The sequence below is a fragment of the Pseudomonas sp. NA-150 genome, from assembly GCF_044336365.1.
In the GTDB taxonomy this organism is placed as follows: Bacteria; Pseudomonadota; Gammaproteobacteria; order Pseudomonadales; family Pseudomonadaceae; genus Aquipseudomonas.
Window position 1 is genome coordinate 4879550 of record NZ_CP172305.1, and the last position, 15926, is coordinate 4895475.

Annotated in this window: 15 protein-coding genes and 1 tRNA gene; 6 read left to right on the forward strand and 10 right to left on the reverse strand. The window is 59.3% G+C overall.

Annotated elements, in window-relative coordinates; translation table 11 throughout:
* Positions 1-10: 10 nt before the first annotated feature.
* Positions 11-961, reverse strand: a complete 951-nt coding sequence (gene ltnD / locus ACF0H7_RS23045; RefSeq protein ID WP_397453994.1) for an L-threonate dehydrogenase — start codon at positions 959-961, stop codon at positions 11-13.
* A gap of 402 nt (positions 962-1363) precedes the next feature.
* Between ltnD and ACF0H7_RS23050 the strand changes: the two genes are divergently transcribed.
* Together ACF0H7_RS23050 and ACF0H7_RS23055 are read left to right on the forward strand one after the other, a co-directional pair.
* The gene (locus ACF0H7_RS23050) at positions 1364-1975 is read left to right on the forward strand and encodes a TetR/AcrR family transcriptional regulator (protein ID WP_397449161.1); all 612 of its coding nucleotides are present in this window, start codon (positions 1364-1366) and stop codon (positions 1973-1975) included.
* Between the two features lie 200 nt (positions 1976-2175).
* Complete coding sequence (locus tag ACF0H7_RS23055; protein ID WP_397449162.1) at positions 2176-2304, forward strand: hypothetical protein; 129 nt, start codon at positions 2176-2178, stop codon at positions 2302-2304.
* Positions 2305-2313: 9 nt separating this feature from the next.
* Here ACF0H7_RS23055 and ACF0H7_RS23060 read toward each other — a convergent pair whose 3' ends face one another.
* Entirely contained in the window at positions 2314-3153 is an 840-nt protein-coding gene (locus ACF0H7_RS23060) for an alpha/beta fold hydrolase (RefSeq protein ID WP_397449163.1), read from the reverse strand.
* 111 nt (positions 3154-3264) lie between these two features.
* On the opposite strand from ACF0H7_RS23060, the gene ACF0H7_RS23065 reads away from it, so the two are divergent.
* Complete coding sequence (locus ACF0H7_RS23065) at positions 3265-3894, forward strand: GntR family transcriptional regulator (RefSeq protein ID WP_397449164.1); 630 nt, start codon at positions 3265-3267, stop codon at positions 3892-3894.
* Between the two features lie 3 nt (positions 3895-3897).
* Here the strand turns inward: ACF0H7_RS23065 and ACF0H7_RS23070 are convergent, their stop codons facing one another.
* The 6 genes from ACF0H7_RS23070 to ACF0H7_RS23095 all read right to left on the reverse strand — a co-directional run bounded on the left by ACF0H7_RS23070 (position 3898) and on the right by ACF0H7_RS23095 (position 10772).
* Positions 3898-5451 carry an ABC transporter substrate-binding protein gene (locus ACF0H7_RS23070; RefSeq protein ID WP_397449165.1) on the reverse strand — a complete coding sequence of 518 codons (1554 nt, stop codon included), beginning with the start codon at positions 5449-5451 and terminating at the stop codon, positions 3898-3900.
* 65 nt (positions 5452-5516) lie between these two features.
* On the reverse strand, positions 5517-7145 hold the full coding sequence (locus ACF0H7_RS23075) for an ABC transporter ATP-binding protein (protein WP_397449166.1): 1629 nt from the start codon (positions 7143-7145) through the stop codon (positions 5517-5519).
* Positions 7145-8014, reverse strand: a complete 870-nt coding sequence (locus tag ACF0H7_RS23080) for an ABC transporter permease (protein WP_397449167.1) — start codon at positions 8012-8014, stop codon at positions 7145-7147. Before ACF0H7_RS23080 ends, ACF0H7_RS23075 begins: the two co-directional genes overlap by 1 nt.
* Positions 8011-8952 carry an ABC transporter permease gene (locus ACF0H7_RS23085; RefSeq protein ID WP_397449168.1) on the reverse strand — a complete coding sequence of 314 codons (942 nt, stop codon included), beginning with the start codon at positions 8950-8952 and terminating at the stop codon, positions 8011-8013. Before ACF0H7_RS23085 ends, ACF0H7_RS23080 begins: the two co-directional genes overlap by 4 nt.
* Before the next feature lie 49 nt (positions 8953-9001).
* Positions 9002-10135: a C45 family autoproteolytic acyltransferase/hydolase gene (locus ACF0H7_RS23090; protein ID WP_397449169.1), complete on the reverse strand. Its 1134-nt coding sequence runs from the start codon at positions 10133-10135 to the stop codon at positions 9002-9004.
* 560 nt (positions 10136-10695) lie between these two features.
* Positions 10696-10772 (reverse strand) — tRNA-Arg (locus ACF0H7_RS23095).
* 118 nt (positions 10773-10890) lie between these two features.
* Between ACF0H7_RS23095 and ACF0H7_RS23100 the strand changes: the two genes are divergently transcribed.
* The 3 genes from ACF0H7_RS23100 to ACF0H7_RS23110 all read left to right on the forward strand — a co-directional run bounded on the left by ACF0H7_RS23100 (position 10891) and on the right by ACF0H7_RS23110 (position 12255).
* Positions 10891-11334, forward strand: a complete 444-nt coding sequence (locus ACF0H7_RS23100) for a hypothetical protein (RefSeq protein ID WP_397449170.1) — start codon at positions 10891-10893, stop codon at positions 11332-11334.
* A 35-nt stretch (positions 11335-11369) separates the two neighbouring features.
* Positions 11370-11555, forward strand: a complete 186-nt coding sequence (locus ACF0H7_RS23105) for a PA3371 family protein (RefSeq protein WP_397449171.1) — start codon at positions 11370-11372, stop codon at positions 11553-11555.
* 370 nt (positions 11556-11925) lie between these two features.
* Entirely contained in the window at positions 11926-12255 is a 330-nt protein-coding gene (locus ACF0H7_RS23110; protein ID WP_397449172.1) for an Arc family DNA-binding protein, read from the forward strand.
* Positions 12256-12829: 574 nt separating this feature from the next.
* Here the strand turns inward: ACF0H7_RS23110 and ACF0H7_RS23115 are convergent.
* Complete coding sequence (locus tag ACF0H7_RS23115; protein WP_397449173.1) at positions 12830-14152, reverse strand: AAA-associated domain-containing protein; 1323 nt, start codon at positions 14150-14152, stop codon at positions 12830-12832.
* Positions 14153-14165: 13 nt separating this feature from the next.
* Positions 14166-15905 carry an ABC transporter permease gene (locus tag ACF0H7_RS23120; protein ID WP_397449174.1) on the reverse strand — a complete coding sequence of 580 codons (1740 nt, stop codon included), beginning with the start codon at positions 15903-15905 and terminating at the stop codon, positions 14166-14168.
* Positions 15906-15926: the final 21 nt, after the last annotated feature.

Sequence of the window (15926 nt, forward strand, 5' to 3'; positions counted from 1 at the left end):
CGTGCGCTCCTCACTTGGCTTTCGGCAGTTCGATGCCGGGGAAAATTTTGATCACTGCCGAGTCGTCTTCGCGACCGAAACCGGCACTGGAAGCCTGCATGAACATCTGGTGCGCGGTGGCAGACAACGGCAGCGGAAATTTGCTGGCGCGCGCGGTATCCAGCACCAGGCCCAAATCCTTGACGAAAATATCCACCGCCGACAGCGGCGTGTAATCCGCCTTGAGAATGTGCGGCACGCGGTTTTCGAACATCCAGGAATTGCCGGCGCTGTGGGTGATGACTTCGTACAACGCATCGGCATCGACGCCTTCACGCAGGCCCAGGGCCATGGCTTCGGCGGACGCAGCGATGTGCACGCCGGCCAGCAACTGGTTGATGATTTTTACCTTCGAACCCAGGCCGTGAGCGTCCCCGAGGCGATAGACCTTGCCGGCCATGCCTTGCAGGATCGCTTCCGCCTTGGCGTAGGCATCGGCCGGTCCTGAAGTCATCATGGTCATCTCACCCGCAGCCGCCTTGGCCGCGCCACCGGAGATCGGCGCGTCGAGATAGAGCAGCCCCTTCTCGGCCAGACGTTGGCCCAGCTCCACGGCGTAGGTCGGTGCCACCGTCGCGCAGCCGATCAGTAGACTGCCCGGCCGCAGGGCTGCGACCGCGCCATTTTCACCAAACAACACGGTTTCGGTCTGCTCGGCATTCACCACCACGGTAATGATCACGTCGCAGGAGCTGGCCATCTGCGCTGGCGACGTGCAGGCCACCCCGCCTTCGCTGGCGAACTGCTCGGTCACTGCCGCGCGAACATCACACGCGTGCACATTGAAACCGCTGCGCAGCAACGAGCGGGCGATGCCCAGACCCATCGCACCCAAACCAACGACACCGACATTCTTGTTATTCATGGGGACTCCAGAGAAACAGCGGCGGGTTTCGCAACGCCAACAAGGCGCAGGTGGCAGGCCGCGGTGAAAAAGGCAGGAACCGATAATCCACCAATGATCAGATTATGTGAAGCTGTTTTTTAATCTAACATTTTTTAACATCAGTAATGTGCAGTGCACTTCTCGCAAACTCTGTAGACGCACAGAGGGAAAAACCCCGTATTGCCGCGTACCTCTGAATCAGAGACAGGTGACAAACAGAGTTTTTAAGGGGCATTCCAGGTGACGAATGGTAAAAAAAGGTAAAGCTGTGCGAGGGGCTATTCCAGGGTGGTTTAGACCCGCATGAACACAGTGAGGACGCGGATAGTCGAGGTAGCTGACAGGATCAATATTCCGATGAGGCAGGGGGTTGAAGATGAGGTTGCGGCAGGTTCAAAATGCGAGTTATCACTCACTTTCTAAACTTGCATTCCGACCATGGCCAAATCCCCCTCGCTTTCCCCCCGCAAACAACCGGGCCAAAAGCGCTCGGCGCACACCGTCGAAAGCATTCTCGAAGCCGCTGCTCGCATTCTGGAAAGCCAGGGCCTGGTCGCCTGCACCACCAACGCCGTGGCGCAGAAGGCGGGCGTGAGCATTGGCTCGTTGTACCAGTACTTCCCCAACCGTGACGCATTGACCGCGGCCTTGATCGAACGCGAGACCGCGCAACTGCTGCACGATGTCGAGCAGGCCAGCCAACGCGATACTGCGCTACAACGCATCACCGGCATGGTCCAGGCCGCTGTAGCCCACCAGCTGCGCCGCCCCGACCTCGCGCGGGTTATTGATTTCGAAGAGCGTCGATTGCCGATGGATGAACGGCACCAACGGGTGGCGATGCTGATCCAATCGGTGCTGGTCGAGGCGTTGTCATTACCAGAGATGCAGCCGCCGATCAGCGACATCGACACCGTCGCCGACGACGTGTTGGCGATTGTCCGGGGGATGATTGACGCCGCCGGCGAGCGCGGCGAGCTGGACGCGCAAAGCCTTGAACGACGGGTGATGCGCGCGGTGTTGGGGTATTTGCAGAGGGATCTGCTATAGCAGGCCTGCTCGAGGACAGAGCCTGTGCCATGCACAAATCAAGGAGCTGCAGAAGGTTATGTGTATTGCTTGAAACCCAGTTGGCGAAAGCTTCAGCCCACTATCAATCCCATCGATGAACACCATAAACGTGGATTCCTTCGGATTTTGGCCCGCGCCGGTAACAATGGCGCCATCCAAACCTGACCGGGAATACAGCCATGATCTTCCACGTAATCAATGTTCTGCTGCTCAGCGCCATGACTCTGTACGCCGTCAACAAGGTGTATGCCCTGATTGATCTGGTACAGGCCGCGACGCTGGACACCGAGTTTGGCTACAACGCTTAAGCAGCGACCTTAGTTCGTGAGCCCGAGCAGGAAGTCCTGCACATAGGGCACCACCGACATCCCCGCGTGGGCGGTGTTGGGTACGATGTCTTGCTGCACCCGAATGTCATACGCTTCAAGGTTGCGCGCCAGGGTGGCGTTACGCTCGACGCGAGTTCGCCCGGAATCGTTGATGCCTTCCATGTACTGCACCGATCCCGGTGAGTAGTGGATTTCCCAGGTTTCCAGGTCAGCAGCGCCCACCAGCAGTTGCACGTCGACCTGACGCAACGCGTCCAGGTCCAGGCGCTTGCCGAAGATCGCTTCAATACCACCCGTCCCTACCCACCAGTCGCGACCTTCGTCGATCAGCGTCACCGAACCCGGCGCGCCGATGGACACCGAGCGCAGGCGTTCCGGGTGCAGGTAGTAGAAGCGGTTGGCAAAGTGACCGCCCCCCGAATAACCAAACAACGAAAACTTGTCGAACGCGGTGCCCAGTGCGCCCGCCACTTCATCGACCATCGCCAGCAACACTGCGTCGTATCGGATGTCGCCTTCGATCAGGTATTTGAAGCCGTGGGGATTGCCATCACCCAGCGGGCCTACCGGAAACAGCGGCGCGAGGATCACGTATTTGTTGAAGCGCCCAAACTCGGCAAACGCATCGCGATACTCAACCATGGTGCGCCCGGTGCCGTGCACGGCGACCAACAGTTGATGTTCTTCGGGAGCGCTGTCAAAGCTTTGTGGCACGTACAGGCAGTAGGCGAAGCGCGGGTCTTTACGGCACGAAAAAATGGTGGTGCTGCCACGGTAATACATCTTGCGGTGACGGGCCTCAGGCGTGTCTTCGGTGTTGGCTAACATCGTTAAACCTCGTTGTAATTTGTGCCATTATTGGCAACGTTTTAAGTTCTGGCGCTGAGCAGCCAATACCCGCTCATCGCCTGTAATCTCGCCCGCTTCAGGGCTATGCGGATGGCTCTTTTGAACAAAACCGTTACCGATCGCAGTCAGTTGGTCCTGTTGATCTCTAAAGACATCAACGCTGGCATCCTTCCCGCCGGTAGCTGGCTCAAGCAGATCGACCTGGAGGAGCGCTACGGTCACTCGCGACTCGATGTCCGCCGCGCCCTCGATCAACTGGTGCTCAAGCACATGGTCGAGCACATCCCCAATCGCGGTTACTACGTGCACACCCCCGATCTCGATCAAGTCTCCGACGCCCGCGAAATACGCGTCGCGCTGGAGTGCGCGGCGGTCAATCAAATGGTGGTCAGCGCAGAACATCTGGCAGAACTCGAGACGCTGGCCCAACGCTTCAACACCCTGGTCCAGGAAGGCACAGTGCTGGAGCGCTACAACGCCAATCTGGAATTCCACCGCGTGCTCTATGACCTGTGCACCAATCACCAATTGCTCGAACTGATCGATGAGATGCGCAGCCGGCCGCCCTCTTCACCCGGCGGTACCTGGCGTACGCACCTGCGCGCCGAGCAATCGAGCCGCGAACATTTCCAAATGGTCGAGGCCTTGCGTGACGACGACCGTGAACGGCTCAAACAACTGATCGCCGCCCACATTCGCCAGATCCCGCTGCAACCCTGACCCTCACTGCTTGATGCTGACGCCCCACAGGCGCGGCTTCTGGCCGATCCAGGCGTTGTAGCCTTCGACGTTTTTGTTCAGGGCCATGATGTCGAGGCCGTTGTACATCACGATCATCGGCACCTGATCGATGAAGCGCGCATGCAACTGGTCAAAGATCGCCTGACGCTTGGCCACGTCACCTTCCTTCAGCGACTGCGCCAGCAGGTCCATGGCCTCCGGGTCTTCCCAGACTTTGCGCGATTCTTTGTCCTTGTTGCCGGTCACTTGTTCGAAGCTCAGCGCTGGATCGAAACGCGCCGAATAGGTGAACGACATCGCCTGATAACGCCCGCTCTGGTAGCGCTCAAGCTGGGTGCCCCACTCCATGACTTCGACCTGCACGTTCATACCGACCGCCTGCAACATCGCCTGGGTGATGATCGCCAGGTCGTAGCTCGGCACCATCGAACGCTTGTTGGCGACGATGGTCAGCGGCTGACCGTGATAGCCGGCTTCTTGCAGTAGTTGAATGGCTTTTTGCGGGTCGTAGGTGAAGCCGCCCTGCTCTTTGGCGCTGTAGTAGTTGGAGGCCACACTGATCACCGAGTTATTGGCGACGCCGAAGCCGTTACTGGTGGTGGCGACCAATTGTTTGATGTCGATCGCCGCCGCAATTGCCTGACGAATGCGCTTGTCCTTGAGCAACGGATCGCGGGTCTGGAACATCAGCACGTTCATGGTCGCGCTGGGCGCCGTGGACACCTGCAAGTTAGCGTGGCTCTTGATTTCCGGCAGGTCGGTTTCGGTGACTTCGGCCATGTCCAGATCACCGGAGAACAGCGCCGCCTTGACCGTCGCCTGATCCGGGATGATCACGAAACGCACTTCATCGGTCAGCGCCTGCTTGCCGCCGGTGTAGCCGTCACGCGGGCCGGGCAAGGACTTATAATCGGCGAACTTGCTCAGGCTGATGTACTGCCCGCGCTTCCATTCCACCAGTTGATAAGGGCCGGTGCCGATCGGTTTGACGAACTCGCCCTGGGCGTTGACCGAGGCCTTGTTCAGCACCGCCGTGCCGCCGCAATCGGTACGCGCCAGAGTGGCGAGGAACATGCCGCTGGGCTTCTCCAGACGCATGATCACCGTCTGCGCATCCGGCGCCGTGACCTCGACGACTTTGGTCGAGCCGCTGCCATCGAACTCCGGCAGGCAGCGCCATTGGGTCTTGGGGTCCATGTCGCGGTTCCAGCTCCACAGCACGTCGGCTGAAGTCAGCGGTTCACCATTCTGGAAGGTCACGCCCTGGCGCAGGGTGAAGGTGTAGCTCAGGCCATCGGCCGAGACATCGACCTTCTGTGCCAGCAGCGGCTTGACCTCGCCCTTCTCGCCGTATGCCATCAGGCCTTCGACCACGTGCAGCAACACCTGGTCGGTGCGGTCATCGCGATTGACCCCAGGGTCTAGGCTGCGAATATCCGAGTTGAGCGCCAGGCGCAGCGCTTGAGCCTGCACCACACCGGTACCGATCATCGCGACCAGTCCCACGGCCAGCGCCTTCTTCAACGAGCATTTCATCAGCGATTCCTTATTCAAGCCAAAACATAGCGGAGCCGTCACCCTAGCAACGGTATTCAGGTACTTCACGATCCGTTATTGCGCAGTTGATAACTGCCATCCGCCAAGCGTTGCAGCGGGTTGGCCGCCGCCAGCAACCGACGAGTAAAGGCATGCTGAGGACGATCGAACACCTCGGCGGTGGCGCCAACTTCCACCACTTTGCCGTGTTGCATCACCGCCACCCGATGGGCGATACGTTCCACCGCCGCCAGGTCATGGGAGATGAACAGGCAGGCGAAGCCGTACTGCGCCTGCAAGCGTTCGAACAACTCAAGAATCTGTTTTTGAATGGTCATGTCGAGGGCGGAAATCGGCTCGTCGGCGATCACCAGTTTCGGGTGCCGAATCAACGCTCGACCGATGGCCACCCGCTGCCGTTGCCCACCGGAAAGCTGATGCGGAAAACGGTTGGCGAACTGCGCATCGAGGCCGACATCCTTGAGAATGGTGCGCACCCGTTCGGCACGCTCTTCGCGACCGAGGCCCGGCACATGGCGCAGAGGTTCGGCGAGAATGTCGGCAATCCGCGCCCGTGGGTCGAGCGACGACACCGGATCTTGGAAAATCATCTGGCATTGCAGGCGATGCTCGCGGTTGCCACTTTTGAGAATGTCGACGCCGTCGAAAAATATCTCGCCGGCCGAGGGCTTGATCAGCCCCACCACCGAGCGCCCCAAGGTGGTTTTTCCCGAGCCGCTGCCGCCCACCAGCGCCACGGTTTCCCCCGCGCTGATTTGCAGATTGACCCCGTCGACCGCACGCTTGGCCGGGCTGCGGGTGAAAAAACGCTGACGACCGGGGTGGTCGATGGTCACGTTGCGCATGTCAACCAACGGCGACGCGTGAGCCACCGCCGTTAGTTGCCCGCGGGTCGGCAAGGCGTCGAGCAACTGGCGGGTGTAGTCGGCTTTGGGCCCGAGCAAAATCTGTTGCGTAGGGCCGGCCTCGATGGCTTTACCCTGGCGCATCACCACCACTTTATGAGCATGGCGTACCACCAGCGACAGGTCGTGGCTGATGAACAACACCGCCGTGCCCTGCTCCCGCGTCAGTTCCAGCATCAAGGCGATGACGTCGGCCTGCGCCAGGGTGTCGAGGGCGGTGGTCGGCTCATCGGCGATCAACAACGCCGGGCGCAACAGCATTACCGAGGCCAGCATGATGCGCTGGCGCATGCCGCCGGAAAACTCGTGGGGGAATGCGCTCAGGCAGCGTTCAGGGTCATCGATGCCGATCCGGCGTAGCATCTCCAGCGAGCGGCTGCGGATGGTTTTCTCATCCTGGTCGGTGTGCAGGCGCAACCCCTCGGCCATCTGCTGGCCGATGGTCAGGGTCGGGTTGAGCGAGACCATCGGCTCCTGGAACACCATGCCGATCTTTGCCCCGCGAATCCCGCGCAAACTGTCGTAGGGCAAGGTGCACAGGTCGATGCCGTCGAACAGCAGCTCACCGGAAGCCACGCGCATCGGCGGTGGCAGCAAACCGATGACCGCCCGCGCGGCCATGGTCTTGCCGCTGCCGGATTCACCGACCAGCGCGACGATCTCGCCGGGGGCCATGTCGAAGCTCAAGTGATCGACTGCCAGCGAACCTTCGGTGCCGACCTGGATGCACAGGTTGTTGACGCGCAATAGCGGCTTGACGTTATCCATTAGCGGCTCATCCGTGGGTCAAGGCGATCACGCAGGGCGTCACCGAAAAGATTGATGCCGATCAGCGCGATGGCGATCATCAGGCCGGGGAAGAAGCCCAGCCACGGCGCGGTGACCAGGTGCGGACGACTGGACGCCAGCATGTTGCCCCAGGTCGCGGCTGGCGGTGGCACGCCCAGGCCGAGAAAACTCAGCGCGCTTTCAGAGAGAATCGCCCAACCAAACATGCTGGTGGCGAGCACGATCAGCGGCGCGATGCAGTTCGGTGCCACGTGACGCCACAGGGTGTACAGCTCGGAGTTGCCGATCACCCGCGACGCCTCGATGAACTCCCGCTCACGCAATGACAGCACGGTACTGCGCACCACGCGCACTACGGTGGGGATGTAAGCGATGCCCAATGCCAGCACGATGCCGTATTGACTCGCACCGACGATGGCCAGCAAACCCAGCGCCAGCAACATCCCCGGAAACGCCAGCAGCGCATCGTTGAGCATCATCAGAATCCGGTCGGTCCAGCCCCGCAGATAGCCCGCCAGCAAGCCGAAAAACGTCCCGATGCTGACCGCCATCACCACCGTCAACAGGCTGATCCACAGGCTGGTGCGGGCGCCGATGATGATACGGCTGAGCACGTCGCGGCCGAACTCATCGGTGCCCAACACATGCGGCCACGAAGGCGCGAGAAAACGATGGGCCAGGTCCAGCCGCAACGGGTCGTAAGGCGTCCAGAATATTCCGGCCACGGCCATCGTCAGCAGAATCAGCAGCAAAATGCCGCCGATCAAGGCATTGAGCGGCGGCAGGCGCAGCGGTCGACGAACCGGGGCTGTGGTCGGTGCCGGTGCGATTTCACTCAAGATTTTCATACTTTCACCCGTGGATCGAACAGCGGATACATCAAGTCCACGAACAGGTTGACCAGCACGTAGACGAAGGTGATCAGCAGTAGGCAACCCTGCAGGACCGGGTAGTCGCGGGCGTAGATGGAGTCGACCATCAGCCGACCGATGCCGGGAATGGTGAACACGGTTTCGATCACCGCAATCCCGCCCAGCAGGTTGCCGAGGATCAAGCCAATCAGGGTCCAGGTGGGCGCGAACGCGTTGCGCAGGGTATGGCGCCACAGCACCGCGCGTTCCGACAAACCTTTGGCTCGGGCATGGGCGATGTAGTCCAGTCGCAGCACTTCAATGGTGCTGGCCCGGGCCATGCGGATGATCACCCCGCTCTCGTGCAGCACCAGCGTGGCAATCGGCAAGATCACGTACAACAGCGCCTTGGCGAAGTTTTCGCCGAACGGCACATAGCCCACCACCGGCAACCAGCCCAACTCCAGACCGAACACGTAGAGCAACAACAACCCCATCCAGAACCCCGGCACCGACAACAGCAGCGTTGCCACGGTGACCAGGCTCAGGTCGACAAAGGTGTCCTGCTTCCACGCCGCCAGCATCCCCAGCGGCACCGCAATCAACGCCGCCAGGGCCACCGCGTTGAGCACGATGGTCAGGCTGACACTGAAGCGATCCAGCACCAACGGCAGCACCGCTTGCCCGCTGGTGATCGAGTGCCCCAGGTCACCGGAAAACACTGCCTTGAGCCAGATCAGGTATTGCACCACCAGCGGCTGATCCAGCCCCAGCGATTGGCGCAACCTGGCCAGGCTGGCCGGATCGGCCATGTCGCCCAGCATCAGCAACGCCGGATCGCCAGGGATCAAGCGGATCATCGCGAACACCGCGATAGAGATCAGCAGTAACGTCGGGACCGCCATGGCCAGACGCTGAAAGATCAAACGGAGCATGTGTGTTCCTCGGTGGTGGAGTCCGGCCCATGGTCAGACAGAGCGATGCTTACCACACGGCGTAACGGGCGTAATCGGATTCCATCGGCAACTGGTATTGGCCGAAGGCACGGCTGATCGCGGGCAACGGTGCAATCTCCATGAAACCCGCAGCCGGGCGCATCAGGATCATCGCCACCGTGGCCGACAGATTGTCCTCACCGCTGGAGCTCGGTCGCGGCGGACGGCAGACCGCGAACGGCGTCCCGAAGTCGTCGAAGAAGGCCGCTTTCAAGTGCTCCAGGGTCAACCTGCCATGGTGCGGTCTGAGCGCGCCTTCGACACGGATGTCGCGGTAGAAACTCTCGGGCGCACCGCCGATGCCGGTGTTTTTCAGCTTCACCTGCGCCGCCGGGCTGCGCCAATGGTTGGCGTGCACCACCAGGCCCCGGTCCTCAAACAACGGGAACACTTCGTCCGGCGCGCATTCGAAGTTGATCGCAAAACCGCCGGCATGGCTGAGCATCATGTTGTTGGAGCCCGACTTCGGCGTTACCGCCACGGCCTTCATTGCCAGCGCAAAGTGGTTAGCCTCCAGCGCCTTGCGCCGAATCAACGGCAGCGGCACACCCAACTCGCGGTAATCACGATCCGACTCAAGGTTGTTACCGGTGATCGCCGTGCCGATCGAGTTCAAACCTGCGCGCGCCAAACCGCCCGCTTCCGTGAAGGTCAGCACATCCGGGCCGTCTTCACGACGAATGCGCAACACCACGCCAGTCTCTGCACATTCCGCGCGCCAGTCCCAGTTCTGCCCGTGCAGCAGTTCGTTGTTGAGCGTTGCAGCAGGCAACACGATGGCACCGGTGCAGCCATCCAGTTCAGGTTTATCGTGCTGGTTACGGCGACCCAAATGGATGATTTCGGTGCGCGCGTTGATCAGCACAATGGCCTCGAAATCGTGCCCCGAGCCTTCGGCGATGCCGCGCATTTCTTCGATATACGCCGGTTCAAACGCTTCGATGTTCGGCACGAACTGATTGACCAAGCGGCGAATACCCACCCAGTCATAACCCATGTCCAACAGCTGCTGACTGTAAATCTCGATGCTGCGCGCAATGATCTGCGGGCAGGCTTTTCCGTACTGCACGCCTCGCTCGAACGGGGCACCGCTGATGTCGATACACGGGAACAGACGACTCATCTCATCACCTCAATGGGGTTTGGTCGAAGTGAAGAGCAAGGACCGAGCCAATTTTATTAAACTACCGCCAAAATTGGCGCCAATTTAAGAAACACGGGGTGTGGGAGGCTGGGTTGTGAGCGATAAGGGGGCGAAATGGGGAGGAATGAGGATCAAAAGCGTGCAGAAAGGTAACGGTGGGGTGACGTCGAGGTGGGTTTTCGGGCGCTTCTATAATCGAACACCACGGGCTGCGTAACGTATGTACCGGCTCCAACCGCGACCAACTCGCCATGCTGCGAAACAGCAAGGACCAAGCGTTTTTCGGTGCGCCTCTGGTCCCCTTCCCCACACTGGGTAAAGACTACGTTGACTGGTTCTGCGCCAATGTCGACCTGCCCTTTCCACTCGAATCCGCTCATGGTTGGAGGGATTGATTGCATGATGGGAAAAGCTTCGCCGGAGAATGCGTGTACGGTTTTTCCGTTGGGGAGGATGGGTGTTCGCATTTCACAAATCGACATCCGGTGTGTGAAAAACGGGGGCTGTCCCTGAACAGTCCCAACAAGCCTTGAATTATATGGTGTCCCAGGGCAGGTTCGAACTGCCAACCTTCCCCTTAGGAGGGGGATGCTCTATCCAATTGAGCTACTGAGACACACGGGCCAGCACACGAATGGTGCCAGCGAGGACGGCGTGCATGTTAACGGCAAGGCTCAAGTTTGTCATGTCGTCCGTAGCTTTTTACGTTGTAGTCCACAACCCTGGCGGTCATTTTGAACGATGGTTTTTTTCGACATCGTGCAAATTGCATTGACTCAAAAAGCCATCATTGCAAGCTGCACGATCACCGTGATCGAATCAACATCTATCCAATTGATTTATATAGTAATTTTAAACATTTTCGTTTGGCACAAGCCGTGCAGCCTTTAGAGGACGGAAACCTCCTACAAAAAGCCGCAATCCAAGGTGCCGACATGAACATTGTCCTGTCATTTCTGAATGCTGCAGCGTTGGTCGCATTGGTGACGTTTCACTTCGTGGGCGCTGACAGTGAAACGGAGCAGGTCAATGTCCTGACGCAACCTACCCATCAGCTGCATCAGGTGCCGCAACTGGCGATGCTCAATCATCTTTCGCAGAACCCGGCTATGCTTGCCAATGACAGCGATGAAGCCTCGTCGGTATTGGGTGATCGCTCTGAACGGTGGGTATTCTAAGCCCTGTCTTCCCTTCACTAGGTACGAGAGCAGCCATGTCAAAATCCGCACTGTCGTTTCTGGTTATGGCGTTGATGGCGTTGGCCATCGACATTTCTCTTCCTCTGGATGAAAACACCGCCAGCGCACTACTCAAAATCGCGGCCGGTGTGTTTGTCGTTCTGTTTGTGCTGGCGTTGGTGATCGGGCGCAAAATCAAATTTGACCCCGTGCTGCGATAGCCTCAATCTCCCCGCTCAGCGGCTTGATTTATCTGGCCTTTGGCTAGCAAATCGATCAAAGCACTCTAAGCTCAAAGTAATCCTGTCGCGCAGCGCCTGGCTCCCGTGATGACCGAAAAAGACTCATCCGGCCAATGGGGACAGAAAACTTTGCAAAACAGACCACAATTCTGATAATTGGTGCTGGCAAAAAGCCTTTATCCAGTTCAATATTTGTCACAGAATTGACGCCAAGGAACCGGCAAAAGTGAGGCATGATACTGGCCTCTTTGACAATTCAGGTTGAACATTCGGCCAAATCGACTGTCATACCATGACATCCGGCGGCCAAGTGCCAGAACCGCTCCCCCTGAACTAACCGGTTAAATATATGAGCCCTATGAAACAGGCTATTTATTCCAGCCGCACGGCTGACAAATTTGTAGTACGTCTTCCTGACGGCATGCGTGACCGTGTCTATCAGGTGGCCAAGAACCATCACCGCAGCATGAACTCGGAGATCATTGCTCGCCTGGAACAGAGCCTGATTCAGGAAGGCGCATTGGGCGACGAGCCTAATCTGCGTCTGGACAGCCCTGAGTTGTCGCTGCACGAGCGCGAATTGCTGCAACGCTTCCGCCAACTCTCTCATCGCCAGCAAAACGCGCTTGTCTCGCTGATTGCTCACGACACAGAACTCGCTGCTGACGACGAGTCCTGATAGAAGTACAGCGCATACATTCAGGCCAGCTTTTGCTGGCTTTTTTGTGTCTGGCGTTTGATGTTTATGTTGAGTCCGTAGTAGTCCGGCTAGCCGGTGATGGCACCTTTGAGACCGCCATCGCCGGCAAGCCGGGCTGCTACGGGGTGTGTGCTGCGCTCTTGATTTTGATCTTTGCGATCCAACTGAAGGAATACACATATCGCCCCGTTCCCAGCAGGCCGAACGCAGGTCCTGTTCCGGGGGATGCTCGACATGGATGTCGAGCAAGCCGCGACCCCCGCCAGGGATGGCGGGTCGCGGCGTGCCCCCGGAACAGGACCGGAGTGAGGGCAGTCCGAGCCTAAGCGAGGACCCGGATGGCGGGGCAAGGACCTTTTGGTTACTTTTGGGGCTGTTTGCCAAAAGTGACCCGCCGTCAGGGCGGAACCATAACACCAGCTAAACGCAAATTACGGATATACACATCCATCCAAGCCTTGCGTAACAGAGTCAGCTGTCCTTACAACCACCATCGCCGGCAAGCCGGACTGCTACAGATATTTGCAATACGACAGCGCGGCATCTGAACGCCTTACAGGCTTCCCTCGACATCTTCCAAACTGAAGGTCTCGGTATGGTCGTTGTAGGAGAATATCTCGGCATAGCGTCCCCAACTGATCACGCTCTCCAAGGTTTTTTCAACCTTGTCCTCGCTGAGGGAGTCCTCCAGTTCTTGCTCAAAGCGTACCCGTGGCGCCCAATGGCCATTACGCTCTTGCAGCACCTGACGGATACGCGCAGCCAATGGCACGTGACGCACCAGGCGCTCGGCAAACACAGCCTTGCGCTCCTGGGTGCCGTATTCGGCGAATAGCTTGCCGATTTCAGTCAGCGTGATATCCGCGCCCTTCAGATCCGCGAAGCCGAGGTGCTCAAGCATCTCTGCCACTGGGAACAAATCGTCCACTTCCAACAGCAAACGCTCCGACACGTTGGCCAGCCCCGCGTGACCGTGATACGGCTCGGCCGCCAGTGCTTCGATCAAACCAGCCATCAAGTTGGTCGACACCTGCGGCAGCGGACTGCGCAACTGCAATTCGGCCTTGCCGGTGCTGGCGTCTGCCCGACGTCGATTGGTCATCAACGCATAGATATCGTCGACCATGAGCCGGAACACCGGGTCCAGGCGGTTGCGCGGGTGGGCGAACGGCACCTTGATTTCCGCGACCACGCGCCCGGGGTTGGACGACAACACCAGAATCCGGTCGCACATCAGCACCGCTTCTTCGATGTTGTGGGTCACGATCAGAATCGATTTGATCGGCAACTGCCCGCCGCTCCACAAATCCAGCAGGTCGGTGCGCAGGGTTTCCGCCGTCAACACATCCAGTGCCGAGAACGGTTCGTCCATCAGCAGCAGGGTCGGGTTGACCACCAGACCGCGAGCAAAGCCTACACGTTGACGCATGCCACCCGACAATTCACGCGGGTAGGCGTTTTCAAAGCCGTCGAGGCCGATCAGGTCGATGGCGGCCAAGGCCCGCTTGCGCGATTCTTTGGCCGGGACCTGCAACGCCTGAAGGCCGGCTTCGACGTTTTCCAGCACGGTCAGCCACGGAAACAAGGCGAAGGTCTGGAAGACCATGGCCACGCCCTCGGCCGGCCCGGTCAACAGCGAGCCGTTGTATCGAACCTCGCCGGAGGACGGCTGGATCAGGCCGGCGATGATCCGCAACAATGTCGACTTGCCCGAGCCGGAGCGCCCCAGCAAGCCGACCACTTCGCCCTCACGCAAGGTCAGGTCGACGTCGCTGAGTACCTGCAATTCATCCTTGCCCTTGCCAAAGCCTCGGCTGACTTTGCTGAGCGAGTAGATCTCGGAGCCGGCGCCGGTGTGTTCGTTAAAGGTGTTCATGAGATCGACTCCGTTAATTCAGGCGCAGTTTGTTTTCGGCAATGGCGTACATCGGCCGCCAGACCAAGCGATTGAAAGCCACGACAAACAGCGACATCACCACCACACCCAAGGTGATCTTGGGGAAGTCACCGGCAGCAGTGGTCTCGGCGATATAGGCGCCCAGGCCATGGGCGACCACTTTGTCCTGGCCCCACGACACAAACTCGGACACGATGCTGGCGTTCCACGCCCCACCCGATGCGGTAATCGCCCCGGTGACGTAATACGGAAAAATGCCGGGCAACATCACTTTGCGCCACCACAGCCAGCCACGAATGCGGAAGTTCGCCGAGGCCTCGCGAAAGTCGTTGGGAAATGCACTGGCGCCGGCGATCACGTTGAACAGGATGTACCACTGGGTGCCGAGCACGATCAGCGGGCTGAGCCAGATGTCCGGGTTCAGCTTGTAGTGCAGGATCACGATGACAAACACCGGGAACAGCAGGTTCGCCGGGAAGGCCGCGAGGAACTGCGCCAAAGGCTGGATTTTCTCGGCGAGCCGAGGCCGCAAGCCGATCATGACCCCCAACGGCACCCAGATCAGCGAGGCGATAGCGATCAGCAGCACCACCCGCACCAGCGTGATGCACGCCAGGCCGAGCACATGGCCGACCTCGTCCAGCGTGACCCCGCTGCTGACGTACAGCCCGATGCGGTACAACGTGTACACGGTGAGCACGGCAATGAACGCACCCCAGATCCAGTCGATAGCCCGCGACGTGGCCGGACTCGACACCGCTTCCACGGCTTTGGATCGCGGCAGGCTCAAGCGCATGTGGCCGATACGGGTAATTGCCCGGGCAAACGGCCGCAGCAGGCGCTGAATGACGCGAGTCCGATTGATCAGGTTAAGCACCCATGACTCCGGCGCCCCGCCGGCAGAAGTGTCTTCCATGCGAAATTTATCCGCCCAGGCCACCAGCGGCCGGAACAGGAACTGGTCGTAGATCAGGATGACCGCAATCATCGCCAGAATCACATAACCCACGGCCTGCATGTCACCATGTTCGATGGCGGCCGCCAGATAGGAACCCACGCCAGGCAGGGTGATGGTCTTGTCTCCCACGGTGATCGCTTCGGAAGCCACCACGAAGAACCAGCCACCGGACATGCTCATCATCATGTTCCATACCAGGCCCGGAATGGCGAACGGCACGTCCAGCTTCCAGAACTTTTGCCAGCCGGACAGCTGCAGACTGGCGGACACTTCCTCCAGATCGCGCGGCAACATGCGCAGCGATTGGTAGAAGCTGAACGTCATGTTCCAGGCCTGACTGGTGAAGATGGCGAAAATCGCCGCACATTCAGCGCCCAGCACCCGCCCCGGAAACAACAGCAGGAAGAAGGTCACGGTAAACGAGATATAGCCCAGAACCGGCACCGATTGCAGGATGTCCAGCACCGGTACCAGCAGCTTCTCGGCACGACGACTCTTGGCCGCCAGGGTGCCGTAGACCAAGGTGAAAATCAGCGACGCGACCATCGCGGCGAGCATGCGCAAAGTGGTGCGCACCGCATATTCAGGCAAGTCCGACGGGTCGAGGGAAATCACCTGGATTTGCAGGGTCGATATCGGCGCAAAGGTCTGCTCGGCACCTAGCGAGAAAAACAGCAGGAAACCAATCACCAGCGGCATGGCCACCAGATCCCAGCGATTAGGCAGCAGTCGCCGTGTAGTGGCCGGAATGTAATGACGGAATACTTTATTCATAGGCAGTGATTCCAGCAGCGT